This is a genomic window from Sorangium sp. So ce394, assembly GCF_051474665.1.
Lineage (GTDB): Bacteria > Myxococcota_A > Polyangia > Polyangiales > Polyangiaceae > Sorangium > Sorangium cellulosum_D.
On the sequence record NZ_CP150339.1, the window covers coordinates 8162902 to 8187628 of the forward strand.

At 73.4% G+C, this 24727-nt stretch carries 24 protein-coding genes; 9 read left to right on the forward strand and 15 right to left on the reverse strand.

From position 1 onward, the window contains the following. Nucleotides 1–218 precede the first annotated feature (218 nt). Together WMF33_RS29955 and WMF33_RS29960 are read right to left on the reverse strand one after the other, a co-directional pair. A complete protein-coding gene (locus WMF33_RS29955; RefSeq protein WP_437331830.1) occupies nucleotides 219–785 on the reverse strand; it encodes a hypothetical protein in 567 nt (188 codons plus the stop codon). Between the two features lie 333 nt (nucleotides 786–1118). Then, nucleotides 1119–1784: a glutathione binding-like protein gene (locus WMF33_RS29960; protein ID WP_437331831.1), complete on the reverse strand. Its 666-nt coding sequence runs from the start codon at nucleotides 1782–1784 to the stop codon at nucleotides 1119–1121. A gap of 76 nt (nucleotides 1785–1860) precedes the next feature. On the opposite strand from WMF33_RS29960, the gene WMF33_RS29965 reads away from it, so the two are divergent. Both WMF33_RS29965 and WMF33_RS29970 read left to right on the forward strand, forming a co-directional pair. Further along, nucleotides 1861–2829, forward strand: a complete 969-nt coding sequence (locus tag WMF33_RS29965) for a LysR family transcriptional regulator (protein WP_437331832.1) — start codon at nucleotides 1861–1863, stop codon at nucleotides 2827–2829. Nucleotides 2830–3065: 236 nt separating this feature from the next. Further along, nucleotides 3066–3491 (forward strand): YciI family protein, encoded by a 426-nt coding sequence (locus WMF33_RS29970; protein ID WP_437331833.1) that lies wholly within the window; start codon nucleotides 3066–3068, stop codon nucleotides 3489–3491. 80 nt (nucleotides 3492–3571) lie between these two features. Here WMF33_RS29970 and argC read toward each other — a convergent pair whose 3' ends face one another. The 4 genes from argC to WMF33_RS29990 all read right to left on the reverse strand — a co-directional run bounded on the left by argC (nucleotide 3572) and on the right by WMF33_RS29990 (nucleotide 5715). Further along, on the reverse strand, nucleotides 3572–4525 hold the full coding sequence (gene argC / locus WMF33_RS29975) for an N-acetyl-gamma-glutamyl-phosphate reductase (protein WP_437339537.1): 954 nt from the start codon (nucleotides 4523–4525) through the stop codon (nucleotides 3572–3574). A gap of 116 nt (nucleotides 4526–4641) precedes the next feature. After that, nucleotides 4642–4905, reverse strand: a complete 264-nt coding sequence (locus tag WMF33_RS29980; protein ID WP_437331834.1) for a hypothetical protein — start codon at nucleotides 4903–4905, stop codon at nucleotides 4642–4644. Nucleotides 4906–4909: 4 nt separating this feature from the next. Further along, entirely contained in the window at nucleotides 4910–5494 is a 585-nt protein-coding gene (locus tag WMF33_RS29985; protein WP_437331835.1) for an RNA polymerase sigma factor, read from the reverse strand. Between the two features lie 8 nt (nucleotides 5495–5502). Further along, on the reverse strand, nucleotides 5503–5715 hold the full coding sequence (locus WMF33_RS29990; RefSeq protein WP_061625569.1) for a YgaP family membrane protein: 213 nt from the start codon (nucleotides 5713–5715) through the stop codon (nucleotides 5503–5505). Between the two features lie 143 nt (nucleotides 5716–5858). Here WMF33_RS29990 and WMF33_RS29995 point away from each other — a divergent pair, with 143 nt between their 5' ends. Both WMF33_RS29995 and WMF33_RS30000 read left to right on the forward strand, forming a co-directional pair. Beyond that, nucleotides 5859–7022 carry a M20 metallopeptidase family protein gene (locus WMF33_RS29995; protein ID WP_437331836.1) on the forward strand — a complete coding sequence of 388 codons (1164 nt, stop codon included), beginning with the start codon at nucleotides 5859–5861 and terminating at the stop codon, nucleotides 7020–7022. A 268-nt stretch (nucleotides 7023–7290) separates the two neighbouring features. Then, the gene (locus WMF33_RS30000) at nucleotides 7291–8559 is read left to right on the forward strand and encodes a dicarboxylate/amino acid:cation symporter (protein WP_437331837.1); all 1269 of its coding nucleotides are present in this window, start codon (nucleotides 7291–7293) and stop codon (nucleotides 8557–8559) included. An 80-nt stretch (nucleotides 8560–8639) separates the two neighbouring features. Here the strand turns inward: WMF33_RS30000 and WMF33_RS30005 are convergent, their stop codons facing one another. Both WMF33_RS30005 and WMF33_RS30010 read right to left on the reverse strand, forming a co-directional pair. Beyond that, nucleotides 8640–8879, reverse strand: coding sequence for a hypothetical protein (locus WMF33_RS30005; protein ID WP_437331838.1), 240 nt, complete (start codon nucleotides 8877–8879; stop codon nucleotides 8640–8642). A gap of 65 nt (nucleotides 8880–8944) precedes the next feature. Further along, complete coding sequence (locus WMF33_RS30010; protein ID WP_437331839.1) at nucleotides 8945–9346, reverse strand: group II truncated hemoglobin; 402 nt, start codon at nucleotides 9344–9346, stop codon at nucleotides 8945–8947. 340 nt (nucleotides 9347–9686) lie between these two features. Here WMF33_RS30010 and WMF33_RS30015 point away from each other — a divergent pair, with 340 nt between their 5' ends. Both WMF33_RS30015 and WMF33_RS30020 read left to right on the forward strand, forming a co-directional pair. After that, nucleotides 9687–15281: an nSTAND1 domain-containing NTPase gene (locus WMF33_RS30015; RefSeq protein ID WP_437331840.1), complete on the forward strand. Its 5595-nt coding sequence runs from the start codon at nucleotides 9687–9689 to the stop codon at nucleotides 15279–15281. Between the two features lie 165 nt (nucleotides 15282–15446). Further along, a complete protein-coding gene (locus tag WMF33_RS30020) occupies nucleotides 15447–15995 on the forward strand; it encodes an alpha/beta fold hydrolase (protein WP_437331841.1) in 549 nt (182 codons plus the stop codon). A gap of 171 nt (nucleotides 15996–16166) precedes the next feature. Here WMF33_RS30020 and WMF33_RS30025 read toward each other — a convergent pair whose 3' ends face one another. The 3 genes from WMF33_RS30025 to WMF33_RS30035 form a co-directional block, all read right to left on the reverse strand. After that, nucleotides 16167–16967, reverse strand: coding sequence for a hypothetical protein (locus WMF33_RS30025; protein ID WP_437331842.1), 801 nt, complete (start codon nucleotides 16965–16967; stop codon nucleotides 16167–16169). An 18-nt stretch (nucleotides 16968–16985) separates the two neighbouring features. Beyond that, complete coding sequence (locus WMF33_RS30030) at nucleotides 16986–17249, reverse strand: type II toxin-antitoxin system death-on-curing family toxin (protein WP_437331843.1); 264 nt, start codon at nucleotides 17247–17249, stop codon at nucleotides 16986–16988. Nucleotides 17250–17384: 135 nt separating this feature from the next. Continuing rightward, complete coding sequence (locus tag WMF33_RS30035) at nucleotides 17385–17579, reverse strand: DNA-binding protein (RefSeq protein ID WP_437331844.1); 195 nt, start codon at nucleotides 17577–17579, stop codon at nucleotides 17385–17387. 231 nt (nucleotides 17580–17810) lie between these two features. On the opposite strand from WMF33_RS30035, the gene WMF33_RS30040 reads away from it, so the two are divergent. After that, nucleotides 17811–18029 carry a hypothetical protein gene (locus WMF33_RS30040; RefSeq protein WP_437331845.1) on the forward strand — a complete coding sequence of 73 codons (219 nt, stop codon included), beginning with the start codon at nucleotides 17811–17813 and terminating at the stop codon, nucleotides 18027–18029. Nucleotides 18030–18036: 7 nt separating this feature from the next. On the opposite strand, the gene WMF33_RS30045 is transcribed toward WMF33_RS30040, so the two are convergent. The 4 genes from WMF33_RS30045 to WMF33_RS30060 form a co-directional block, all read right to left on the reverse strand. After that, the gene (locus WMF33_RS30045; RefSeq protein ID WP_437331846.1) at nucleotides 18037–18672 is read right to left on the reverse strand and encodes a hypothetical protein; all 636 of its coding nucleotides are present in this window, start codon (nucleotides 18670–18672) and stop codon (nucleotides 18037–18039) included. A 156-nt stretch (nucleotides 18673–18828) separates the two neighbouring features. Then, on the reverse strand, nucleotides 18829–19734 hold the full coding sequence (locus WMF33_RS30050; protein WP_437331847.1) for a hypothetical protein: 906 nt from the start codon (nucleotides 19732–19734) through the stop codon (nucleotides 18829–18831). Nucleotides 19735–19959: 225 nt separating this feature from the next. Continuing rightward, a complete protein-coding gene (locus WMF33_RS30055) occupies nucleotides 19960–20985 on the reverse strand; it encodes an S-adenosylmethionine:tRNA ribosyltransferase-isomerase (protein WP_437331848.1) in 1026 nt (341 codons plus the stop codon). Then, nucleotides 20982–21902, reverse strand: a complete 921-nt coding sequence (locus WMF33_RS30060; protein ID WP_437331849.1) for an SDR family NAD(P)-dependent oxidoreductase — start codon at nucleotides 21900–21902, stop codon at nucleotides 20982–20984. Before WMF33_RS30060 ends, WMF33_RS30055 begins: the two co-directional genes overlap by 4 nt. Nucleotides 21903–21991: 89 nt before the next feature. Between WMF33_RS30060 and WMF33_RS30065 the strand changes: the two genes are divergently transcribed. After that, a complete protein-coding gene (locus tag WMF33_RS30065; RefSeq protein WP_437331850.1) occupies nucleotides 21992–22552 on the forward strand; it encodes a helix-turn-helix domain-containing protein in 561 nt (186 codons plus the stop codon). Between the two features lie 54 nt (nucleotides 22553–22606). Further along, entirely contained in the window at nucleotides 22607–24646 is a 2040-nt protein-coding gene (locus WMF33_RS30070; protein WP_437331851.1) for an AAA family ATPase, read from the forward strand. The last annotated feature ends 81 nt before the right edge of the window (nucleotides 24647–24727 follow it).

A 24727-nucleotide genomic window follows, 5' to 3' on the forward strand; every position in this document is an offset into this window, starting at 1 on the left:
AGAGCCTTCACGACCGGGGAGAGCCGCTCCGTGTCGGGGAATGTCGCAGGACGTACGCCTCCACGCGGTCGGCCCCCGTCGCGCGAGGCCCCCCCCGAGCGCGCAAGTCGCGAGCTGCTTGGTCGCCCACGGCGGCCCGACCGTACACGCGCGGCCTCCAGGGCTGGCGGGAGCGCGGCGCGGCGCACCGGTCGCGGCCCGAGGGCCCCGCGGCCGCGCTACTCGACCGCCTGGTCGATGTAATAGCCCACGTGCCCGCTCGGCACGCTCACCGCCCCGCGCACCGGCACGAACGTCCCGGAAGGCACGATGTTCTTCGGGACGCCGTCGGCGAGGATCTGGTACCACGTGAGCCGGGTGAGGCCGCTCTGATTTTTGGTGATCCGGAGGTAAACGTTGTCCTTTCGGTAAAGGGCTCCGCCGCTCACCGGGTCCGTCTGGAAGGTCTCCCAGGGCACCTGCCTGGGCAGCGCGAAGCTCTGCGGGCCGCGCTGCGAGGGCGGGTAGCTGTCGCCGCCGCTGTGGGTGAAGACGATGTTCTTGGTTCCGAGCGCCGAGAGGGCCGCCGGATCCACGTACCAATATTCGGTGTTCGCCGTGTAATTGCCCATGTTCGCGCCGCCGATGGCCAGCGCCCTCGCGAACGGGACCCCGCCGACGCTCAGCTTGAAGAGCCGCCAGGCCCTGCCGTCCGGATCCAGCTGCGGCGAGGCGACCTCGCCGACCTCCTCGGAGGCGCCCTCGTCCCCGAGGTAACAGCCGGGCGTGAAGAGGGAAGAACACACGATGACGCTGAGCAGAACCGACCGCAGTTGCATAAACTGGTCTCCCCGGAGTGTTGCTGGCGCTTTCGCCGGCGCTCTGGCCGCCGCTTCGATCAACGCTCGTTGAAGCGCTGCGCGCAGCTCGCCTTTCAGCGCCAGCCGAGGAGCTCGATATAGAGGATGCCGGATCCGCGCTCAAAGCCAAAGCAGGAATGCCACCCCATGCCGCACCAGCTCCCGTGACGACGCGCTGCGCCGGCCGGCGCGATGCCCGGCCGCGGCCCCGGGCGGCTCGCCCCGGGGCCGCGCGCCGCCGTCGATCTCGTGCGGCGCGCGCAGGTCGCGGTGGATCCGTCACCCGACGGCGCGCTGGGCGCCGGCGGGGAGGCTCTCCCCGTGCCGCTGGGTCTCCCGCACGAAGCGCGCCCACTCGTCGTCGAACGCGCGCGCCACGCTGGGGCGCGCCCGCAGGCGCGCCTGGTACGCGCGGAGCGCCGGCCAGGCCTTCAGGTCGACGGGCGTGACCGAGGACCAGTTGAGCACCGCGAAGAGGTAGGCGTCGGCGACCGAGAAGCGATCGAGCAGGAACTCCCGCCCTTCGAGCCGCCCCGCCACCCAGCCGAGCCGCGCGTCCGCCTTGGCGAGCGCGTAGCCCTTGACCTCGGCCGGGGCCGCCTTGTCGAGCAGCGGCACGTAGACCGCCTTGTGGAGCTCGGTGCCGATGAAGCAGAGCCACTGCTGGAGCCGCGCCCGGCCGAGCGGATCCCGCGGCGCGAGCCCGGCTTCCGGGGACCGGTCCGCGACGAGCTGCAGGATCGCCGCGTTCTCGGTGAGGATCTCGCCGCCCTCGATCTCGAGCGCGGGCACGAGCCCGAGCGGGTGGACGGCGCGGAAGTCCGCGCCGTCCTCGGTGCGCTTCGTCTTCGGGTCGACCTCGACGAACGAGGCCTCGGCGCCGGCCTCGTAGAGCGCGATGCGCGTGGCGAGAGAGCATGCGAGCGGGGAGAAATAGAGCTTCATGAAGACCTCCTGACGGCGAGGAAGGTGCGCCTCGAGGGGCTGTGCGTCCAACGCATCGTCGTGATAGGATCTATGCGTGTCACGCATAACTTCTCTCCCCGCGCCCCCGGCCATCGGCCCGCGACCCCAGCTCGAGATCCGCGATCTGGAGCTCGCCGTCGCGCTCGCGGCCGCCGGGAGCACAGCGGGCGCGGCGTCCGCGATGCACATCACGCAGTCCGCCGTGAGCCGGGCGCTCGCCCAGGCGGAGGAGCGGGTCGGCGCGCGCCTGTTCGAGCGCACCGCGCGCGGGGTCACGCCGACCGCCGCGGGCGAGCGGCTCATCGCGGGCGCCGGGCTCATCCTCGCGCAGCTCCGGGAGCTCGAGCTGGAGGTGGCGGCGCCCGCGGCCCCGACGACGCGCGTCCGCCTCGTGTGCGAGTGCTACACGGCGTACCGCTGGCTGCCCTCGGCGATGGCGAGCCTCCGGCGCCGGCTGCCCCGCCTCGAGGTGGAGCTCGCGGTGGAGCACACCCAGGATCCGGTCGGCGCGCTGGTCCGGGGCGACATCGACGTCGCGCTGCTCACCACCGCCTCGTTGCCGGGCCCCCGCGAGGGGGGCGGCGCGCTCGCGGAGCGGCCGCTCTTCTCGGACGAGGTCGTGTTCGTGGTCTCGACCTCGCACCCGCTCGCCGGGCGGGGGTCGCTCACGCGCGACCACCTGCGGAAGGGCCCGCTCATCACGTCGAACACGCCGCCGGCCGAGGCGCGCTGGTTCATGAGCGCCGTCTTCGGGCGAAAGCGGCCCAGGCTCGAGTTCCTGCGCTTTCCGCTGACCGAGGCCGTCATCGACGCGGCGCGCGCCGGCATGGGCATCGCGGTCCTGTCGGAGTGGATGGCGCACGGCTATCTCGGGGACGGCGATCTGACGGTCAAGCGGCTCTCGTCCGGCCCGCTGCGCCGGCCATGGCGGATCGCCTGCCGGCGCGCGTCGGAGGACGCCGCCGAGCGCCTGAGCGCCGCGCTGGAGAGCTCGGCGCCGCGGCTCTACACCCGCGCCGGGTGAGCCGGCGAGCTGCTCCTCGGGACGTGCGGGGATGACGGAGGCGCCGAGCCACGGCGTTGGGGGCCGGACGGACGGGTGAGGGCGGGCGGCGCGGGCGCCCTCGCCGGGGGCCGACGCAGAAAAAAAATCGACGGCCGTGTCGATCTCGCGTCCGCTCGTTCGTCGCGTCGACAAGGGCGAGGGCTCACGCCCGGTCGAGGCCGCGCCGAGCCCGGCTCGAGAAGGGAGACACGACGATGCGATTCATGATGCTGATGATCCCGAGGGGGTACGAGAGCGCGGCGCCGGGCACGATGCCGGACGCCAAGGCGGTCGCTGCGATGATGAGGTACAACGAATCCTTGCAGAAGGCGGGCGTGCTGCTCGCGCTCGACGGCCTCCACCCGCCCTCGATGGGCGCGCGCATCTCGTTCCCCGGAGGGAAGCCCCGGGTGGTCGACGGGCCTTTTGCCGAGGCGAAGGAGGTGCTCGGCGGCTACTGGATCATCCAGGTAAAATCGAGGGAAGAGGCGATCGCGTGGGCCTCGCGCTGCCCCGGCTCGGAAGACGCGATCATCGAGGTTCGCCAGGTCCAGGAGCTCGCGGACTTCCCCCCCGACGTCCAGGCCGTGGCCGGGCTCCCGGAGATGCTGGCGCAGCCGGCGCAGCGCATGGGGGCGTGACACGTCGACCGCGGCGCGCCGGCGGGCGCTTGGGCGCTCGCCGGCCGACGCGACAGCGAGCGCCCAGCGCGCGGCCGGGATCAGCCGAGGCCGGTGTCCTCCGGCGTGCCCAGCATCAGATTCAGGTTCTGCACCGCCGCGCCGGAGGCGCCTTTGCCGAGGTTGTCGAGGCGCGCGACGACCAGGATCTGATCGGGCTTGCCGAACACGAAGACGTCGAGTCGGTTCGTGTCGTTGCACTCGAGGGCGCCCAGGTAGCCGTCGTCGAGCGCGCCCTGGCCGCCGAGCGGCATCACCCGGATGAACGGCTCGCCGGCATAGTACGACGCGTAGAGCTCGTGCACCGACGCGGGCGTCGCCGGTCGGCTCAGGGCGTCCACGAAGAGCGGGACCGAGACGAGCATGCCCTTGTAGAAATCGCCGACGACCGGCTGGAAGAGCGGCGCCCGCTCGAGCCCGGCGATCGCGCGCATCTCCGGCAGGTGCTTGTGCTGCAGGGTGAGCCCGTACGGGCGCGCGCTGCGGAGCTGCTCGCGGCGGGCCGGGTCGGCCTGCTCGTAGGCCTGGATCATCTTGCGCCCGCCGCCGCTGTAGCCGGTGAGCGAGTGAGCGACGACGCGGGCGTCCCTGGGCAGGAGCCCCTGGTCGACCAGCGGGACCACGAGCGCGAGGAACCCGGTCGCGTGGCAGCCGGGGACGGCGACGCGCCGCGCGCGCCGGACGGCCTCGCGCTGCCCGGGGCGGAGCTCCGGGAAGCCGTACACCCAGCCGTCGGCGGTGCGGTGCGCGGTGCTCGGATCGATGACGCGCGTGCTCGGGTTCTGGATCATCCCGATGGACTCGCGGGCGGCGTCGTCGGGCAGGCACGTGATGAGCAGATCCGCCTCGTTGATCATCGCGCGGCGCGCCGCCGGGTCCTTGCGCCGCTCCGGATCGATCTCGAGCAGCTGGAGGTCGCGGCGGCCCTGCAGCCGCTCGCGGATCTGGAGCCCCGTCGTCCCTTCCTGCCCGTCGATGAACACCCGATGCATGATGGGCGTTTCCATACGCCGAGCGCGCCCCCGGGACCAGCGCTTCGCGCGCCCGAGGGGCGGCCGGATCGGCGCCTGGCGCGCGGATGCGCGCCGAGCTCCGGAGGCACCACGAGAGCTCACCCGCGCCCCGCCGGCCCTCCAGCGCACCCACCGTCGTCGCACACCCCCTCGGGGCGCTCCCCGCGCGCCCTGGCGACGACCGCCTGGATCAGCCCCACCGTCCAGCACATCGGGCATCCGCGCAGCGCCACGAGCGCGACGGGCAGCAGCGCGATCGACGCCCAGAGGAGATCCCGCGCGAGGAGCGCCGAGGCCGCGAGGGCCCCGAGGCCGATCACCCCGCGCGCGACGTGCGCCGCGAGGCTCTTGCTCGCGAACATGCCCCTACCCTCCTCCGTTACGCGCGGGAGGCGCGCCCTCCCGCCGGAGGACCTCCGCCCGGACGAGCTGCCGCGCCCGGTGGAGCCGGCTCTTCATGGCCGCCTCGCCGAGCCCGAGCATCCGGCACACCTCCTCGCCGGTCAGCCCCTCGACGTCGCGCAGCACGAGCACCTCGCGGTACGGCCGCTCCAGCGCAGCGATCGCCTCGTGCACCGCGCGCACGAGCCGCCAGCGCTCGAAGGCGGCCTGCGGGTCGAGCTCGCCCGAGGGCGCCGCGTCGGCGTCGTCCACCCGCTCGCCGAGCCGCGCGCGCTCCCGCGCGAACGGGCGCAGCATGCGCAGGCACGCGTTCCGGACCACCGTCATGAGCCACGAGAGGACGCCCGGGTCCCGCGCCACCTCCGGGCGGCGCGCGAGCTTCGCGAACGCCTCCTGGACGGCGTCGTCCGCGTCGAAGGCGTCGCGGCACACGCGCAGGCCGAAGCGGTACACGCGGTCGTGGTAGGCGCGCACGAGCAGCTCCAGCGCGCCGTCGTCGCCGCGCGCCGCCGCCGTGAGGACCGTATCGTGTGACGTCGACGCGTCCATCGAGCGCCTCAGCCCGGCCGGAGCCGGCAGGTGGACCTGCCGAGCAGAGCGTACCCGAGGCACGCGCCCGACAGCGCCGTGAACAGCAGGTACACGCCCGTCAGACCGAGCGCGCCGAGGCGCGCCGCGAGCGGCAGCGGCGCCGCCCAGGCGCACGCCAGCAGGGCCAGCGCCGAAAGACCACGGAACAGGCGATCCATCTTTCCCACATTGCGTCTCATGCGCTCCTCCATCGTTCGCCCGGAGAAGCCCCGGCGCGGGGCGAAGGATTCAGGAAATCGTCACCGGCGCGAAGCTCGCCCCGCGGGCCGCGGGCGACGCGGTCGCCGGCGCGGCGCGTCGAGGCGGGTGGTACCATCGCGGCATGGCCGATCACCTGAGCAGGGACGTGCAGCTCCTCGATCGCGATCTCGTCGCCGTGCGGCGCGATCTGCACCGGCACCCCGAGCTCGGCTACACGGAGGTGCGCACGTCGCAGATCGTCGCGGAGCGCCTGCGCGGGCTCGGCCTGTCGGTGCGCACCGGCGTGGCCGGGACGGGCGTCATCGCCGACCTCGAGGGCGAGCGCGCCGGCGGCACCCTGCTGTTGCGCGCCGACATGGATGCGCTCCCGGTCGAGGAGCAGTCGGGGCACGACTTCCCGTCCGAGACGAGGGGCGTGATGCACGCGTGCGGCCACGACGCCCACGTGAGCGCGCTCCTCGGCGCGGCCACGCTGCTCGCGGCGCGCCGGGATCGCATCGCCGGCAGGGTGCGCTTCCTGTTCCAGCCCGCGGAGGAGCTCGCGGGCGGCGCGCTGCAGATGATCGAGGCGGGGGCGCTCGACGGCGTCGATCAGGCGCTCGGCGCGCACGTGATCTCGCCCCTGCCGTTCGGGGTGGTGGCGACGCGGCCCGGGCCGTTCTTCGCGGGGATCGACACGTTCGAGATCGCCGTGGTCGGGAAGGCGGGCCACGGCGGGCTGCCGCACCTGTCGGTCGATCCGATCTACACGGCGGCGCAGGTCGTGACCGCGCTGCAGTCGATCGTCTCGCGCGAGACGAAGCCGGGCGAGCCGCTCGTCGTGAGCATCTCGGCCATCTCCGGCGGGAACGCGGCCAACGTCGTCGTGGAGCGCGTGGCGCTCCAGGGCACGGTGCGGTGGTTCTCGCAGGAGAGCCGGGAGCACGCGCTCGACCGCATCCAGGGGATCGCCTCGGGGGTGTGCTCGGCGCTGCGGGCCTCGTGCGAGTTCAGGGTGCTGTCGAGCTCGCCCGTGACGGCCAACGCCGCGGCGCCCGTGGATCTGGTCTCGGCCGCGGCGCGGGCGACGCAGCGCGCGGAGGTCATGGATCCAGGGCCGCTCACGGTCAGCGAGGATTTCTCGGAGTTCACGAGCCGCGTTCCTGGATGCCTCTTCACGGTGGGGGCGGGCGGGCCGACCGCGGCGCCGCACCACCACCACGCGTTCGACCTCGATGAGCGCGCGATCGGGCTCATCGCGGAAATTTTCGCCAGGGCGGCACTTTCCGCGCTCAGGCCGGAGTGACGCGGCCCGGCTCAACCTGGGTGCGGCCCGGCTCAACCTGGGTGCGGCCCGGCTCAACCTGGGTGCGGCCCGGCTCAACCTGGGTGCGGCCCGGCTCAACCTAGGTGCGGCCCGGCTCAACCTGGGTGCGGCCCGGCTCAACCTGGGTGCGGCCCGGCTCAACCTGGGTGCGTCCGCCCGCCCCGGCTCAACCTGGGTGCGCCCGTGCGGCGGCGAACCGCCGACGCCCGCGCGCTCCCCCCGCCATGGCGCCATGCTGGCGGCCGCGATGACGAGAACGCTGCGGACCCTCCTCACGGCCCACCGCTTCACCCTCCTCCTGCTCGCCTCGATCGCCGCCGGCGCCGGGCTCGGCCTCGCGCTCGGCGAGCGCACGGCGGTGCTCAAGCCGCTCGGCGACCTCTTCCTCAACCTCCTGTTCACCCTCGTCGTGCCGCTGATCTTCTTCTCCATCTCCTCCGCGGTGGCGGGCATGGGCAGCCTGCGGCGCCTCGGGCGCATCGTGACCGCGATGCTCGGCGTCTTCGTCGCGACCGGCCTTGTCGCTTCGGCGCTGATGCTCGCCGCCGTCGCGCTCTACCCGCCCGCCGAGGGCCTGCAGGTGACGCTGCCCGGCAAGCCGGAGGTCGCGCCGGTCAGCCTCGGCGACCAGCTCGTGGGCGCGGTCAGCGTCCCCGACTTCGGCGACCTGCTCTCCCGCAGGAACGTGCTGCCGCTCATCGTGATGGCCTTCCTGGTCGGCCTCGGGACCACGGCCGCCGGCGAGCGCGGCCAGCCGGTCGCGCGCCTGCTCGCCTCGGCGAACGAGGTGATGCTCAAGCTCGTCGACTTCGTGATGTACTACGCGCCGATCGGCCTCGGCGCCTACTTCGCGCACCTCGTCGGCGCCTTCGGCCCGACGCTGCTCCAGTCGTACGTGCGCGCCGTCGGGCTCTTCTACCCGCTCGCCGCCGCATACTTCTTCCTCGCCTTCACGCTCTACGCGTGGCTCGCCGGCCGCGGCCGCGGGGTGAGGGCGTTCTGGAAGAACATCCCCGCGCCGGCGCTCACCGCGCTCGCGACCTCGAGCAGCATGGCGACCATCCCCTCGAACCTCGAGGCGGCGCGGCGCTCCCGGGTGCCTGACGACATCGCGGAGGTGGTCATCCCGATCGGGGCGACCATCCACATGGAGGGCTCGTGCCTCTCGGCGGTGCTCAAGACGGCGCTGCTGTTCGGCGTCTTCGGCCGCGAGCTCGGCGGAGCGGACACGTACCTGGCCGTGCTGGGGGTCGCGCTCCTGAGCGGCACCGTGATGAGCGGCGTCCCCGGCGGGGGATTCATCGGAGAGCTGGTGATCGTCTCGCTCTTCGGGTTTCCGATGGAGGCGCTGCCCATCATCTCCACCGTCGGCGCGCTCGTGGATCCGCCGGCCACGCTGGTCAACGCGGTCGGCGACAACGTGAGCAGCATGATGGTGGCCCGCCTCCTCGACGGCCCGGCCTGGCACGAGCGGCAGGCGGACGCCGCGCCGCCCGCGCCGCCCGCAGGCGCCTGACCCGGTGCGCTCCGGGAGGCGCCGTTCACGCCCGAGCAGCCGGGGCGCTCTCGCGCGCGGCGCCCGAGGACCGGCGCCCCTCACCAGCCGGAGTCGTCGTCCTCGCCCAGCACGCCGCCGATCAGCCCGGCGGCGCCGCCCACGGCCGCGCCGCCGCCGCCTCCCAGCAGACCTCCGACGAGCGCGCCCTCGGCAGCCCCGCCGACGAGATCGCCCTCCGGCGACGCCTTCGCTTCCCTCTCGGCAACCGGGGCTGGCGTCTCCTGCCGGGTTGCGGTCGTTGCGGTCTTCGCTGGCTGGCTCTTCTTCTGCGTCTTCATGGTGAGGCTGCGTGCAACCTCCGCACCAGCAGCGGCGGGCGCTCACCGGACGTGGAGGAAACGGCTCAGCCCGGTCGGTTGCGCATGAAGTCCGCCACCTCGCCGAAGCGCTGGTCGAGGAAGGCGTGGAGCGGCGCGGGCACGTCGAGCTCGGTCATCGCCGCGCGCATGCAGCGCAGCCACGCGTCGCGCATCGCCACATCGACCGGGACGCGGGCGTGGCGCATTCGCAGCCGCGGGTGGCCGTGCGCCGCGATGTAGTCCTGCGGCCCGCCCAGCCAGCCGATCAGGAAGAGCGCGAATCGGTCGCGGCTCTCCCGCGCGACCTGGCCGCGCTCGTCGCACACGTGGAGGCGCGCGAGCGCCGGCTCGTCGCGGCCCATGAGGTCGTAGAAGCGCTCGACCAGCCGGCGCACCGCCGGCTCGCCGCCCAGCAGGGCGAAAGGGGTCTCGGACGCATCGACCATTCGCACGCCGTCTAGCGATCCGCCGCGGTGCCGTCAACGTGGGCCGGGTCGTCCGCTGCGACGTGGGCCGGGTCGTCCGCTGCGACGTGGGTCGGGTCGCCCGCCCGGCCCGCGCTCGACGCGCTGGCGGCGCGCCGGCGCCGGACGACGCGCGGGGGCCACTTTATGAAATGGTGGGCAGCGACATCGGCTGCCCGAGCATCGGACCGGCCATCTCGTCGAGCTCTCCCGGCCACGCGCCGAACGGGCTCGACGGCCGCGATCGGCGCGATGCTCTCGTGGCGTCGGGCCTTCCGCCCGAGGCCGCCGCGGGGAGGCGGCTGCCACCTGAGGGGTTTCGATGAACCGGGAGACTCTCGCTCCAGGGATGGTGTTCCAGGGCCGCTACGAGCTCCTCTCCGTGCTCCGGGAGAGCAGCCTCGGCACCGTCTACCGGGGGCGACGGATCGAGACCGGGCAGCCGATCGCCCTCAGGCTCATGCGCCTCGACGGCGGCGGCGACCCCGCAGATCCAGAAGACCTCGCGCGCTCCCTGCAAGAGATGTGTCGCTGCGCGCGGCTCCACCATCCCAGCATCGTCCGGCCCATCGACTGGGGGCAGGCGGACGAGGGGCACGTGTTCACGGTCAGCGAGCTCGTGCCCGGCCAGAGCCTGGCCGAACAGCTGTCGCAGCAGGGCGCGCTCGAGCCGCAGGAGGCGCGGCACCTGATGCGGCAGGTCCTCGACGCGCTGGCCTGCGCGCACAGGCAGGGCATCGTCCACGGGGCGCTCCGGCCGACGCACGTGATGATCGTCCCCTCGGCGGCGCGGCGGGACGCGCGCGTGCTCGATTTCGGCGTCGCCGCGGTCGCCGCGAGCCTGCGGAGCGGCCGGGGCGGAGGGCCCGCCTCGGGGACCGAGCCCCTGGGCTCGCTGGCGTATGCAGCCCCCGAGCAGATCTGGGGGCCCGCCCCGACGGCGCGCTCGGATCTGTACGCCTGGGCGCTCATGTTCCTCGAGTGCCTCACGGGCAGGCGCGCGGACCGGGCCAGCCCTCCGGACGGGGGCGATGTCCAGCAGCAGGGCCGTGGGCCGGTCCGGATCCCTCCCGCGCTCCTCGGGCACCCGGTCGGCGCGATCGTCCGGCGGGCGACGAACGAGGAGGCCGACGAGCGGCTCGTCACGGCCGAGGGCCTCCTGCGCGAGCTCGACGCCTGCGAGCCGGGCGGGCTCCGCCGCGCGGCCCTCGTCGACCTCGGCGTGCCCACCGGCGCGGAGACGGCGGAGAGCCCGGGCTCGGGGCCTCTGACGCGGCCTGCCGCGGGCGCGCTCCCCGAGGAGGTGGAGACGCCGGAGATGTCAGGGGCCACGCCGTCCGCGGAGGAGGCCCCGACGACGCCGGCGGATGCCCTGGCGACGCCGGCGGATGCCCTCGCGGCCTACGTGCCCCCGAACGTCGGCGACACCATCAAGCACTACGAGATCATCCGCAAGCTGGGCCAGGGCGGCATGGGGGTCGTGTTCCTGGCCCGCGACACGAGGCTCGGCCGCCTGGTCGCCATCAAGCTGCTCCGCGAGCACAGCAGGCAAGGCATCGGGCGCTTCCTTGCCGAGGCGCGCGCCACGGCGCGCTGCAGGCACGAGAACATCGTGGTCATCCACGAGGTGGACGAGCTCCACGGGCACCCCTACCTCGTGCTCGAGTACGTCAAGGGCCGCACGCTGCGCGAGTGGATGTCGCAGCGCGAGCACCCGAGCGCGTCCGGATCGCCCATCGCGCACACGCCGCCCGGCCCGCTGTCGCCCAGCCTGGCCGTCGAGCTCATGATCCCGGTGGTCCGCGCGCTGGCCTGCGCGCACGACCTCGGGATCGTGCACCGCGACCTCAAGCCGGAGAACATCGCCCTGGAGGACTCCGGCTCCATCAAGGTGCTCGATTTCGGCATCGCCAAGCAGATCGAGGCCGAGCGGATCTCGATGTTCACGGGCGTGCGCATGGTGCTCGCCGGAGGGGCTCGGCCGAGCGCGCAGAGCACGATCCTGGGCACGCCCCGGTACATGTCCCCCGAGCAGCTGCGGGGCGGGGACATCGACGCCCGCTCCGACCTCTGGGCCGTGGGCATCATCCTCCACGAGCTGGTCACCGGGGCGCACCCGCTCGACCCGTTCTCGGCGGCGCGGCTCGTGGAGATCGTGAACCTTGAGCTGCCGATGCCCGCCACCAGCGAGCGGCGCCCGGACGTCGGCCCGCTCGGCGCCCTCATCGACCGCTGCCTGAAGAAGCGCGCGGCCGAGCGCATCGGCTCGGCCAAGGAGCTCCTCGCCGAGCTCGAGGACCTCCTGCCCGGCCGAACGTCGCTCGCGCTGAGCGAGGACGAGAGCCCGTTCGCCGGCCTCGCCGCGTTCCAGGAGGCGGACGCCCCGCGCTTCTTCGGGCGCGATCGCGAGGTCGCCGCCCTGCTGACGCGGCTGCGCAACCAGCAGCTCGTCGCCGTCGCCGGGCCCTCGGGGGCGGGCAAATCGTCGTTCGTGCGCGCGGGCGTGATCCCGGCGTTGAAGCGCCTGGGCGATCGCTGGGAAGCGTTCATCCTGCGCCCCGGGCACCGCCCGCTGTCCGCCCTCGTCGACGTGCTCGCGCAGGTCGCCGAGGCGGAGCCCGCCAGCGCGACGGGCTCGCCCGAGCTCCCCGACCACGACGAGCTCGTCGCCACGCTGCGCGCGCAGCCGGGCAGCCTGGGCGCCCGGCTGCGCGCGCGCTGCCGCCGGGTGGGGAAGCGGCACCGCATCCTGCTCTTCGTCGATCAGTTCGAGGAGCTCTACACGCTCGGCGCCGCCGCCGAGGCGCGGGCGGCGTTCATCGCGTGCCTCACGGGCGCGGCCGACGACGCCTCCTCGCCGCTGCGCGTCCTGCTCGCCATCCGCTCGGACTTCCTCGATCGCATCGCCGACGACCACCACTTCATGACCGAGGTGACCCGCGGGCTCTCGTTCCTCCCCTCCATGGGTCGCGACTGCCTGCGCGAGGCCCTGACGCGGCCCACCGAGGCGGCCGGCCACCGGTTCGAGACCCCGGCCCTGGTCGAGCACATGCTGAGCACGCTGGAGAGCACCCGGAGCCCCTTGCCGCTCCTGCAGTTCACGGCCGCGAAGCTGTGGGAGGCGCGCGATCGCGAGCGCCGGATGTTGACGCGGGAGAGCTACGAGCGGCTCGGCGGCGTGGCCGGCGCCCTGTCCTCGCACGCGGACGCGGTGCTCTCGGCGCTGCCGCCCCACGAGCAGCGGCTGGCCCGGGCGGTGCTCCTGCGCCTCGTGACGCCCGAGCGCACGCGCGCCGTCGTGCGCCTGGAGGAGCTCCGCGAGCTCGCGCCGGACGGTCAGGGCGACGCCGCCCAGGCGATCGCGCAGGTGGTCCAGCACCTCGCCGCCGCGCGGCTCCTGCTCATCGAGACCGGCGGCGAGCGCGAGGGCACGACCGTGGAGCTGGTGCACGAGTCGTTGATCGAGCGGTGGGCGAAGCTCGGGCAGTGGCTCGCCGAGAGCGAGCAGGACGCGGAGTTCCTGGCCCGGCTGCGCGCCGCGGCCGAGCCATGGGCGGCGAGCGGGCAGGCCGAGGGGCTGCTCTGGCGCGATCGCGCGGCGAGCGACGCCCGAGCGTGGTACGAGCGCCGCCGCGCCGAGCAGGGGGCCGAGTGGCGCGCCGGGCTCGGCCGGCGCGAGGAGCGCTATCTCCTAGCCGTCGTGGCCTACTGCGAGCGGGCGCGCCGCCTGCGCCGGCGGCTCACCACGGGCGTGATCGCCGCGCTCACCGCGTTCGCGGTCACGGTGTCGTACCTGGCGGTCCGCGCCGACCAGCAGGCCGCGCGCGCCGATCGGGAGGCCCTGCGCGCGCGCAACGCCACCCGCGTGGCCGCGGCGCGCGAGCTGCAGGCCGATCCCACGAGCGTGCTCGCGATCCTGCGCGAGGTCGAGCCGCGCGACGAGCCGCGGGGGTGGGCCGTCCTCGCGCGCTGGGCGCTGTACAGCAGGCTCGCGCGCGCGGTGCTCGTCCACCCGGACGGGGTGCTGGACGCGGACTATAGCCCTGACGGCAAGCGCATCGTCACCGCGTCGGCCGACAGGGCCGCGCGGGTGTGGAACGCCGACGGCACCGGCGAGCCCATCGTCCTCCGCGGCCACACGGCTCAGGTCGAATCGGCGGCGTTCAGCCCCGACGGCCGACGCGTCGTCACCGGGGCGCAGGACCGGACCGCGCGGGTGTGGAACGCCGACGGCGCCGGCGAGCCCATCGTCCTCCGCGGCCACGACGATCGGGTCTACGCGGCGGCGTTCAGCCCCGACGCCGCCCGCATCGTCACCGCGTCCGCCGACCGTACGGCGCGGGTGTGGCGCGCCGACGGCGCCGGCGAGCCCATCGTCCTCCGCGGCCACACCGATCAGGTCTATTCGGCGGCGTTCAGCCCCGATGGCGAGCGCATCGTCACCGGGGCGCAGGATCGGACCGCGCGCGTGTGGCGCGCCGACGGCGCCGGCGAGCCCATCGTCCTCCGCGGCCACGACGATCGGGTCTACGCGGCGGCGTTCAGCCCCGATGGCAAGCGCATCGTCACCGCGTCCTGGGACAGGACGGTGCGGGTGTGGAACGCCGACGGCACCGGCGAGCCCCTCGTCCTCCGCGGCCACACCGATCGAATCTACGGGGTGGCGTTCAGCCCCGATGGCCGGCGCGTCGCCTCCGCGTCGCAGGACGAGACGGCGCGGGTGTGGAACGCCGACGGCACGGGGGATCCGTTCGTGCTCCGCGGTCACGACGATCAGGTCTATTCCGTGGCGTTCAGCCCGGATGGCCATCACCTCGTCACCGCGTCGCACGACAGGACCGCGCGGGTGTGGAACGTCGACGACACCGGCGAGCCCCTCGCCCTCCGCGGCCACACGGATCGCGTCTACGGGGTGGCGTTCAGCCCCGATGGCCGGCGCGTCGCCTCTGCGTCGCTCGACAGGACGGTGCGGGTCTGGAACGCCGACGGCACCGGCGAGCCGATCGTCCTCCGGGGTCACGACGACGAGGTCAACTCGGTGGCGTTCAGCCCCGACGGCCAGCGCGTCGTCAGCGGGTCCGCCGACAAGACCGTGCGGGTGTGGCGCGCCGACGGCGCCGGCGAGCCCCTCGTCCTCCGCGGTCACGACGATCAGGTCTACGCGGCGGCGTTCAGCCCCGACGGCCAGCGCGTCGTCAGCGGGTCCTGGGACCGGACCGTGCGGGTGTGGCGCGCCGACGGCGCCGGCGAGCCCCTCGTCCTCCGCGGCCACACGGATCGCGTCTACGCGGCGGCGTTCAGCCCCGACGGCCAGCGCATCGTCTCCGGATCGTCGGACAACACCGCCCGGGTGTGGCGCGCCGACGGCGCCGGCGAGCCGACGGTCTTGCGTGGTCACGACGACGGCATCAACGCGGTGGCGTTCAGCCCCGATGGCCGGCGCGTCGCCACCGCGTCCTGGGACCGGACCGCGCGGGTGTGGCGCGCCGACGGCGCCGGCGAGCCCCTCGTCCTCCGCGGCCACGAGCACTGGGTGCTCGGGGTGGCGTTCAGCCCCGACGGCACGCGCATCGCCACCGGATCGCAGGACGAGACCGTGCGGGTGTGGCACGGAGGCGGCGCGGGCGAGCCGCTGGTCCTCCGCGCCGTCGATGCGCCGATCAACGCCGTTGCGTTCAGCCCGGATGGCCAGCGCATCGTCGCCGCGGCGGACGACAGGGTGGTGCGGGTGTGGACCGATCTCGAGGAGCTCCGCAGCGTCGACGACCCGAAGCTGTGGGCCGCCACCACCTACTGCATGCCGGTCGACCGGAGGATGGAGCTATTGCGCGTGCCCGAGGCCGCCGCCAGGGCCAGCCGGGAGGCGTGCGTGCGCCGCGTCGAGGCGGCGCGCGCGGCCGCCGGGAGGCCCTGGTGACGCGAGCCACGCGCATCATCGGACGGGGGCGCCCCGCGCCAGAGCGCTCGGAGAGGCCGCCGCTTTCCACGCCGATCGAGCCCGATTGCCTCCGCGGCGGGTTCTCGTTCAGGCCGCGGAGAATCGTGATAACACCGCCCTCGGCGGAGCCTCGAGGACCAAGCTTTGAAAAATCCTGTACTGTTCATCCACGGCGGCGGTGAAGGTGCATATGAAGCGGACAGACCGCTCGCGGAGTCCCTCCAGGGCGCGCTCGGCGTCGAGTACGACGTCCGCTATCCAGCGATGCCGAACGAGCGGAACCCGACCTATGCAACGTGGAAGGACGCGATCGCGCGGGAGCTCGCAGCGTTCGAGCGCAAGGCGGCGCTCGTCGGCCACTCGTTCGGCGCTTCGCTCCTGCTGAAGTACGCCGCCGAGGAGCCGCTTGACGGCCGAGCTTCCGGCCTCTTTCTCATCGCCGCGCCGTTCTGGCGTGTCGAGGACTGGGACGTGCCCGAGTTTGCGCTCGCCGACGATTTCGCGGCCAAGCTGCCGGCGGAGCTACGGCTCTTCTTCTATCACAGCCGTGACGACGAGACCGTGCCGTTCGCGCACCTCGCGCACTACCGCGAAGCGCTCCCCAGCGCGACCTTTCGCGAGCTCGACGCCCGCGGTCATCAGCTCGAGGATGACCTCGCGGAGGTCGCCGCGGACGTCCTGCTCGTGAGGTGAGGGGGAGCGCCGCACGCGCGCTCAGACGACCTCGAGGCCGCCTATCTCGATGTACCTGTCGGTGCGTTGTCGCCTCTTCTCGCTCTACGACACCGGAAAGGCAGTGGCGGTGTCATGGCCCGCGGGAGCCCTCCGTGCGGCGGCGCTGATCGCGCACCTCGCCTGGTTCGCTCACGAGCTCGACCTGAGCGTCCTGACGAGAAAGCTCGGCTCCTCTCCGCCTCCCTGCTCACGAATGAACTTGAGCGCTTTGCCGAGGGGGTTCGCCGCGGCCATCTCTCCTCGAAAGGAGCACCTGTACTTGAGCGGCAACGTCGCTTGGCCTGCGACGTCATGGAACCATGCACCGCTGTTCGACGCACCGACGGCGGCGCCCGCGAGCGCGCCGAGCTCCAAGACGGAGGTCCAGAACGCCGTGACATCCTCCTCCTCGTCGGGAAACCCCGTTCTGGCCATTTCCTGCTCCAGCAGCTCAAGGGCTCCGAGAGGTTCGGTCGCGTCCGATCCTCCCACGAGCTCGCGCGCGAGCTCCTGCATCGCGCCGTTGACGAGTCGATCGACCGCGCCCTCATCGATCGCGGCCTGAGGCAGATCCTGGTCGAGAGTCGCAGGGTCATCGCCGACCCAGAGCCGAGCTCCGCACGCCGCGACGGCATCGCGGAGAAACGCAGGCGGATCGTGCTGACAATTGTAGAACAGCTCGAGCTCACCATAGGCTCGACGCGGGTTGAGGCACCGGATCAGCGCAACGATGGTCGAGAGGGCTGGTCGTGCCGATATCTCGGCTGCCGTTCGGTGGTCGGTCTGAATCACGCGCGCACGACCGTCCTTCGATTCGAGCTCCACGTCGATGCGATCTAGCGAGATGTACATGGGCTGGGCTCCTGCGAGGAAGAAGCTGTACAAGGCGCGGATGTGAACGGCGCTGTTCTGCTTGGGCTTGAGCGGCGGCCAGAGCGTCACGCCCAGCATGACGGGGATGAACTCCTCCTAGACGGAGGTCTCCCGCCGCCGGACATGCTGTTCGAGCCAGCCGAGGAGCTGGTCCCGTGGAAGCGCGCCAGAGGCTAGTGAGAGCATGATTCGCTCCTGTTCGTCGACATGCGCATCAAGGGAGTAGCCGTTCAGCATGAGGAAGACCTCCATCGCGGCATGACCGACACGCTTGTTACCATCGACAAACGGGTGGCCTTGCACCAGCGAGAAGCAAAGCGTCGCTGCCTTGGCGACGACGGTTAGGATAGAGATCCTCACCTGCGAAGGTTGCCTTCGGCTGGGCCACGGCAGCCTCGACGGCTCGGAGGCCGCGAACGCCTGCGGCGCCACCGCTCTCCGCAAGGACCCGCTCGTGGAGGTAAAAGACCTCCGCCAAGGTCAAGTAACGCACTATCAGGCGAGCCGCCTGTACAGCTCTGCGTTCTTCTGAAGGACGATCTCGGCCGCAGCTAGAAACTCGTCCTCCGGCGTCGTCAGCAGATCTGCCACGGCGGCCCGCGCCAGCTCTTCCGGCTGCAAGCCGAGGCTCTTTGCGCGTTCATGCAGGAGGTCGGCTTGCGCGGGCGACAGGTCGATGGCGAGCTTCATCGCGCGCAGTGTACCTCGGGCGACCCTGGCCGTCACCCGGCGCGGGGATAAGCCGGCGAGCGATGAACCCCGCGGGGCAGGGCGGTCCCATCCGTCCCCGGGAGCGCAGAGGTGGGCCGAGGTCGCGCCCTCACCCGCGATCGGAGGTGGCCCCGACGAGCCGGGCCCCGTCGATGCCCCCGCCGAGACGGCGGCCGAGCTGCCGACCACGACCGAGGCCGCCCTCTCGAGATGGTGCTCGGCCTCCCGGGCGTCGGGCCGCGCATCCTCGGCACCGCCGCCCTCCCCTCGCTCGGTCGCCGCTCGCCCGTGGCCCTCGCCGAGCGCACCCAGGTCGCGCTCGTCGACGCCAGACGGCTACGGGTTGGCCTCTCGCGCAGGACGGGGCGGGGAGCCACCGGGCCCTTCGCAGCGCGCCTCATCGCGATCGGTCTGCGCGCGTTCGGGTGATGCGCCATCAAGACGCTCTCCTACCAACAAGGATCCTGGCAGTCGCCCGCGCGTCGATGACGCCGGGGATGTGCCGCAGCGCTGACGCGACTCGCTCGGAGAAGACATCGAGATCCTGCACGGCGAGGCGCACCGCGCGCTGCAGGATCTCTGGCTTGACCACGAGCTCTCTTGGTTGAGCGGGTATGCCGTGCTCGGATTCTTCCCGAATGTGAAGCATCGGGGCAGCATACCAGGCCATGAGCCATGGGTGACCGATCCAGAGCACCTCGGGCGATTCGGCCGACCGATGGGCGGCTGTCCGCCAATTTTCGAGATCGCTAAAATCACCACAACAGGCCGGTAACAAGAGGACCTCGCCGTCGTCGACGAGCGCGAGGCCACCGCTGAGGGCGCCAACCTCGTCGTCCGCTGGAGCGCTGTCGCCGAGGTGTGCACGCAGGACCCGGACCAGCGCGTCCTGGGACGTCAGCGCATCGATCGCAACGAACCACGAGCCGAGCACGATGGGGTCAACACCGGCCAGGCCTCCCGCACGAAGGCACGCCCGCCAGTAGCCATCGCTTTCCGTTGCGGTCCACGGCCCCGAGCTCGGATGGGGCGCCGAGCCGACGCGGCCGGGCTCAAGCTCCACGACGGGCATCAGCCGAAGCGCGTCCGTCGTGACGCGAAGGTTAGGGTGCTCCTCTGACCAGCATCGGGCCATGTCCACCTTCGTTCTCGCGCCCCAGCGCCCTGGCGATCACCGGCGGTCGAAGCGCGTCTGATTCATGGCCTGTTGGGCCGCATCCGTCACCCGTCAGGAGAGCACTTCGGCGGCGGTCTTCGCCCCAAGGACGTTATCGATCCAGCGATCGAGGGTCGCGATGTCCGTGCATGCCTGGATGCGCGCGCTCTCGTCCTCGGTGGGCGCGATCCCTGCACGCGCGAGCAGCCGCGACAGCGTATCCCTCTTCCCCTTGAGCTCGCCCTCACGGATGCCCTTGAGCTCGCCCTCACGCATGCCGCGATCGATGAGCTTCTGCACGAACGGGGGAAACGTCGCCTCGCCTTCGATCTGCCGTTCCATGACCAACGCCTCCAGAGCCTGCCGCATCGGCTCACGCAACGCGTTCCAGATGAGCTGAAAGTAGACCATCGCGTGCTCCTGGTCGAGCCGGCCAAGGGCAGCGAGCGCCGCCAGGACCACGGCGGGTCCGTTCGGCCCGTTGCCGTGCGCCACCGCCGAGAGCACGGCGAGCTCCGTCTCCGCCTCCGCCTCGCCTGGATCGGTGATCTCGGGGACGACGGCCGGGCCGAGCACCAGGGGCGCGACGTGGCCGCGGCCCAGGCCGAGATCGATGCTCTCCGCCGCCCAGGCAGCCACGCCGGCGTCCGGCGCGACCACGAGCACGACCGTGCGGCAGCGCGTCTTGGCGCGCACGACCGTGACGTACGTCGGCCACGAGAACTTCTTGTTCGGATCCATGTCGCGCTGGACCTCGATGACGATCGCCAGCACGATCGTGCCGCTCGCGTCTCGGAGCTCGAGCACCAGGTCAGCGCGGAACTCCACGGGGAGGAGCTGGTCGAGCGACGACTCGACCACCGCGGCGGAGGCGTGCGGCGGCACCTCGACGTGAAAGAGCGTCGAGAGCAAGCGGGGCGCGAGCGCCGGCTGGTCACGGAACATCTCGACGAGGGCGTTGTGCTCGAGCGTCGGCATGACGGTCGGCCTCGAGCACGCGGCATGCCCACGCGAAACAGCGGGAAAACCCGAGGAGAAAGCCAGCTCGAGGGGTGGCGGCGCCATGGCGGAGCTGGCGGCGACCACGCCCCCTCCACGGCACGACGGCGCAACGTCGCAATCCGCTGTGCTGCTCGACATACCTCGGCGTTTTCGCATGCAGGCAGCGAACCGGCCCGTACTCGGCGAGCCGTCGCCCGGAGATCAGCTGAGCACGAGGTAGGAGTCGCCGAACTCGTGGCAGAGATACCCCGCCTGCTCGGCGTACGCGTTGGCGCGGTGGAGCAGCGGGGCCGGCGCGAACGCCTCGAGGAGCCGGAAATGGCTCTCGGTCGGGTCGTGCACGCCGGTCAGGAGCCCGTCCACCACCCGCGGCCGGAAGCCAGGGTGGAGGACCAGATCGGTGACGCCCGAGCCGGCCCGGAGCTCACCGCCGTTCTGGGCGGCGCAGCCCTCCAGGGCGCGCGTCACCGTCGTGCCCACCGCGACGACCCGGCGCCCGCTCGCCTTGGCCTCGCGCACCGCCGCCACCGTCTCCTCCGGGATCTCGAAGCGCTCCGGCAACGGGAGCAGCGCGTCGAGCGCCGGCTCGCCGGTCGACGAGATCCCGGCCGCGTGCGTCAGCGAGGCGACGCGCACGCCGCGGCGGATCAGCTCGAGCAAGAGCCCCCACACGAGCGGCCGTCCCGCCGACGGGAGCTCGGCGCAGAGCGGCCGGCTCGCGTAGCGCGTCTGCGTGTGCCAGAGCTCGAGCGGCGCCGCGACGTACGCGTACTGGATCGGCCGCCCCCTCCGGTAGAGCGCCGACCAGAGCGGCGCGCCCCGCTCGCGGAAGGCGATCTCGACGAGGCGCGGCGAGGCCGGCGACACCCGCTCGACCGCGGCCGACAGGTCGTCGCCGAACGTCACCGCGTCGCCCGGGCCGAGCGCGGGCGGCGGCGGGCGATCCTCGGTGCGCGTGTGCCAGTCGCCCGCGCCGAACAGGAGGGCCGCGTAGCGCCCCTCGGACAGCTCGCCGATGAGGCGCACCTCCACCGCCGCGCCGCCCCCGGTCGCGCCGTGGAGCGACGCCGGCAGCGTGGCGCCGTCGTTCACGACCAGGAGATCGCCCGGATCGAGGAGCGCGGGCAGATCCGCGATGCGCCCGTCGCGCAGGCGCCCGAGGCGCGCATCCACGTGGAGGAGCCGCTCCTCGAGGGGGTTCTCGCGAGGCCAGGCGGCGGGGCTCATGGCGCCTCCTCGAAGCGCGCGGCCTCGACGCGCGCGCCGCTCGGCACCTCGCCGGCGCGGCCGATGAGGGCGACGATGCGCCTCGCCACGTCCGCGGGGTCGGCCAGCGCGCTCGGATCGGCGTCGGGGATCGCCTCGGCGTGCATCCGCGTGTTCATCTCGCCGGGATCCACCGCATAGAACGCGACGCCCGTGCCCTCGAGCTCGGCGGCCCAGGTGCGGCTGAGGTGATCGAGCGCCGCCTTCGAGGCGCCGTACGCGCCCCACCGCGGGTAGGCGTTCACGGCCGCGTCCGAGCTGATGTGGACGACCACCCCGCGCCGCCGCAGCGCCATCGCGCCCGCGATCACCTTGGTGAGGCGGAACGGGCCGACCACGTTGACCTCGAGCACGCGGCCGAGATCCTCGCACTCGGTGTCGAGCAGGATCGGCAGCGGCGTCCTGCCGAGCGTGCTCGCGTTGTGGACGAGCAGATCGATGGGACCGACCAGCGCCGCCGCCGCGCCGGCGATCGCGTGGGTCTGGCCCTTGTCGCCGATGTCCGCCGCGAGCGCGTGCGCCACCCCGCCCTGCGCGGCGATCTCGGCCGCCACGGCCTCGAGCGGCGCGCGCTCGCGCGCGACCAGGACCACCTTCGCGCCCCTCCGGGCGAGCTCCCGCGCGAGCGCGGCGCCCAGCCCGCGGCTCGCCCCGGTGACCAGCGCCGCGCGCGGCGCGAACGGCGCGCCCCGCGCGGCGTGGGCGTCCCGCGCGGCGTCGGCGTCCCGCGCGGCGTGGGCGTCCCGCGCGGCGTCGGCGTCCCGCGCGGCGTGGGCGTCCCGCGCGGCGTCGGCGTCCCGCGCGGCGTCGGCGAGAGACGGCTGGGAGATGCCTCCAGCCTGGATCAGCGACTCGCTTCCGGTCGATTCGTCGTTCATGGTGCTTCCTCCTCGCCCAGAGCCTAATCTGCGCTGACCCATAATTTGGAGCCACCTCCAGTATCTTGGAATCGTGCTAATCTCCGGTCATGGATCAGGACGCGGAGCTCGCCGGGCGGCTCGCGAAGAACATCAAGCAGCTGCGCGAGGCCCGCGGGCTCACGCAGCAGCAGCTGGCCAAGCTCGCCGGCGTGCCCCGGGCGACGTGGGCGCACCTCGAGTCCGGCGCGGCGAACCCGACGCTCGGCGTGCTCCACCGCGCCGCCGCCGCGCTCCAGGTCTCGATCGAGGAGATGCTCTCCGCGCCCCGCGCCACGTGCCAGCTCTACGCGCGCGACGCGCTGCCCACGCGCTCCCCCGGCCAGGCGCTCGTCCGCAAGCTCCTGCCGGATCCGATCCCGGGCATGGAGATGGATCGCATCGAGATCCCCCCGGGCGGGCGCATGACGGGCGTCCCGCACACCCCCGGCACCCGCGAGTACCTGACGTGCGAGTCGGGGGAGCTCCAGCTCGTGGTCAGCGGCGAGCGGTTCACGCTCGGCGCCGGCGACGTCGCGGTGTTCCGCGGCGATCAGCGCCACTCGTACCACAACCCCGGCAAGCAGCAGGCGGTCGGCTACTCGGTCGTGGTGCTCGCCCGGGTGCTCTGACCGGGGCGCGCTGCCGGCGGAGAGCGCGCCTTGCTACGCTGGGCGACCCGTCGCATGCGGCTCCGCGATCTCTTCCTCGTCGACCCCTGCCTCCTGCTGCCGGGCGCGGGCGCCTCGGGGCGAGGCGCGGCGCCCGCTCCGGGCGATCTCGCCGGCGTCCTCGTTCCACCCAGCCTCGGCGCGCCGCTCCTCCGCGCGCTCCGGCGGCTCACCGCGGCCGTCGACGAGGGGCGGGCGGCGCCCCTGCCCTTTCTCTGGATCGCGGGACCTCCTGGTTCGGGCAAGTCCACGCTCCTCCGGCTGCTCCTGACCGGCCTGCACAGCGCACCTCCGCCGGGCGGCCCCCTCCCCGGCGCCGCGCGCAGCCCGCGCGATCTCGCCCCCGAGCTCCGCGACGCCCTCGGCGCGCTGCGCGCGCGCATCGACGGGGCGAGCGTCGTCGTCAGCGCCGCGCGCGAAGGGGCGCGGGGCGCGTCGCTGCACGCCGCGGTCCTCCAGCAGCTGAAGGAGCGCCTCGGAGACCCCGCGGAGCGGCGCAGGGAGCTCTCCGTCAAGGATGCCGTCGAGGAGATCTTCGCCCTCCTCCGCCTGCGCGCGCCGGAGAAGACGCTGTGCCTCGGCATCGACGATGTCGACGCGCTCGCCGCCGCGGACGACGCCGGGCGGCGCAACGTCGTCTCGTTCCTCTCCCACCTCGCCCAGCGCCTCAAGTCGCGGGCCTGGCTCGTCGCGACCGCCCGCGACGACGGCCGCGAGCCCGAGGACCTCGGGCCGCTCGAGGCGCTCTTTCCAGCCGATCTCCGCCTCCGCCTCGATCGCTCCCTGCCGGACGTCCTCCGCCTCGGCGCGCTCGCCAAGCGGCCGCCCGCCGAGGCCGCCCTCCGCGATCTCTTCCGGCAGCGCGCCGCGGAGCTCGTCCAGCACGCCCGCGCCTCGGCGTCGCTCACCGAGGACGAGCTCGTCGCCTCCTGGCCGCTGCTCCCCGAGGTGATCGACCTCCTCATCCGGACCGCGTCGGCCCTGCGCGCGAGCACCGCGCCGGACGGTGAAGCCCCGCTCTCCGTGCCCGGCTGGGTCGGCGAGATCCTCCGCGCCGAGGGCCTCCGCGACGCGCCGCTCGACCGCTGCATCCCGCTCGACGCCGCCTTCGACGCGGCGCGCGCCGCGCTCGATCCCGCGGTCCTCGCCGCGGTGGCGCGGATCGACGACCTCCCGGAGCTCGACGGGCAGCGCCCGCTCGTCTCGCGCGTCGCGCGCGCGGTCGCCTTGCTCGAGCTCTCCGCGGACGCGGCGCCCGTCACGCCGTCCGGGATCGCGCGATCGCTCTACGGCGGCCCTCGGGAGAGCGTCCCCGTCGCGGCCGTGAGCGCCTGCCTCGCGGCGCTCGAGGCCGCGCGCCTCGCCGGGCTCACCGAGCGCCGCGGGGCCCAGCTCCTCACCGCGTCCTTCGAGCCGTGGCGCCGCGAGCGGGACGACTTCACCGTGACCTTCGAGCACACGAGCGAGCTGATACGCGAGCTGCTCGGCGAGCTCCTCCACGGCCTCGTCGTCCCTCGCCTCGAGGGGCGGTCAGCGCCGCTGCGCGCGTGGTACTCGGACGGCAAGCGCCAGCACGACACGCCGCTGCTCCGGCCTCCGGGGGACGCGGCGCTCGGGCTCGACCTCCGCTACCTCCCGATGTACCGCAGATCCGACGCGGAGTGGCGCGACCGCAGCGGGCGCCCGCCGCTCGCCGGGCGGCTCATCTGGGTCGCCGCGGGCGACCCGGAGCGCGCGCGCGATCTCTCGATCGATCTGCTCCGCGCGCGCCGGATGATCCGGCGGGCCGAGCGCCGCGCGCCCTCGCAGCGCGAGGATCTCCGCCTCTTGCAGCTCGAGCAGGCCCGGGACATCGACCTGGCGCGCCGGATGCGCGAGGCGGTGACTCGCGAGTTCATGGCTGGCTTCTTCTATTATCGCGGCGAGCCGTGGCCGGCGGCAGAGCTCGGCGCGGCGTGGGGAGAGGCCGCCCTCGCGGCGCTCGCGCGCGCGCTCGCGCGGCGCTCGACGACGGCCGCCGGCGAGCGGCTCACCCAGGGAGGGGAGCCGCCGTGAATCCGTGTTGACGGTCCGGATACCGGCCGATATCGTCTGGATTTGCGGACAGGGCTCGTCCTGGCGCCGTCTTCGATCCCA

What these genes read in the sequence shown, in the direction of transcription:
- WMF33_RS30015 (WP_437331840.1), top strand. Translation starts at nt 9,687, where the DNA reads ATGAACCGGGAGACTCTCGCTCCAGGGATGGTGTTCCAGGGCCGCTAC.
- WMF33_RS30010 (WP_437331839.1), bottom strand. Translation starts at nt 9,346, where the DNA reads ATGGTCGATGCGTCCGAGACCCCTTTCGCCCTGCTGGGCGGCGAGCCG.
- WMF33_RS30065 (WP_437331850.1), top strand. Translation starts at nt 21,992, where the DNA reads ATGGATCAGGACGCGGAGCTCGCCGGGCGGCTCGCGAAGAACATCAAG.
- WMF33_RS30070 (WP_437331851.1), top strand. Translation starts at nt 22,607, where the DNA reads ATGCGGCTCCGCGATCTCTTCCTCGTCGACCCCTGCCTCCTGCTGCCG.
- WMF33_RS30045 (WP_437331846.1), bottom strand. Translation starts at nt 18,672, where the DNA reads ATGCCCGTCGTGGAGCTTGAGCCCGGCCGCGTCGGCTCGGCGCCCCAT.
- WMF33_RS30035 (WP_437331844.1), bottom strand. Translation starts at nt 17,579, where the DNA reads ATGAAGCTCGCCATCGACCTGTCGCCCGCGCAAGCCGACCTCCTGCAT.
- WMF33_RS30025 (WP_437331842.1), bottom strand. Translation starts at nt 16,967, where the DNA reads ATGCTGGGCGTGACGCTCTGGCCGCCGCTCAAGCCCAAGCAGAACAGC.
- WMF33_RS29980 (WP_437331834.1), bottom strand. Translation starts at nt 4,905, where the DNA reads ATGTTCGCGAGCAAGAGCCTCGCGGCGCACGTCGCGCGCGGGGTGATC.
- WMF33_RS29970 (WP_437331833.1), top strand. Translation starts at nt 3,066, where the DNA reads ATGCGATTCATGATGCTGATGATCCCGAGGGGGTACGAGAGCGCGGCG.
- WMF33_RS29985 (WP_437331835.1), bottom strand. Translation starts at nt 5,494, where the DNA reads ATGGACGCGTCGACGTCACACGATACGGTCCTCACGGCGGCGGCGCGC.
- WMF33_RS30055 (WP_437331848.1), bottom strand. Translation starts at nt 20,985, where the DNA reads ATGAGCCCCGCCGCCTGGCCTCGCGAGAACCCCCTCGAGGAGCGGCTC.
- WMF33_RS29960 (WP_437331831.1), bottom strand. Translation starts at nt 1,784, where the DNA reads ATGAAGCTCTATTTCTCCCCGCTCGCATGCTCTCTCGCCACGCGCATC.
- WMF33_RS30050 (WP_437331847.1), bottom strand. Translation starts at nt 19,734, where the DNA reads ATGCCGACGCTCGAGCACAACGCCCTCGTCGAGATGTTCCGTGACCAG.
- WMF33_RS30060 (WP_437331849.1), bottom strand. Translation starts at nt 21,902, where the DNA reads ATGAACGACGAATCGACCGGAAGCGAGTCGCTGATCCAGGCTGGAGGC.
- WMF33_RS30000 (WP_437331837.1), top strand. Translation starts at nt 7,291, where the DNA reads ATGACGAGAACGCTGCGGACCCTCCTCACGGCCCACCGCTTCACCCTC.
- WMF33_RS30005 (WP_437331838.1), bottom strand. Translation starts at nt 8,879, where the DNA reads ATGAAGACGCAGAAGAAGAGCCAGCCAGCGAAGACCGCAACGACCGCA.
- WMF33_RS29990 (WP_061625569.1), bottom strand. Translation starts at nt 5,715, where the DNA reads ATGAGACGCAATGTGGGAAAGATGGATCGCCTGTTCCGTGGTCTTTCG.
- WMF33_RS30040 (WP_437331845.1), top strand. Translation starts at nt 17,811, where the DNA reads ATGGTGCTCGGCCTCCCGGGCGTCGGGCCGCGCATCCTCGGCACCGCC.
- WMF33_RS29995 (WP_437331836.1), top strand. Translation starts at nt 5,859, where the DNA reads ATGGCCGATCACCTGAGCAGGGACGTGCAGCTCCTCGATCGCGATCTC.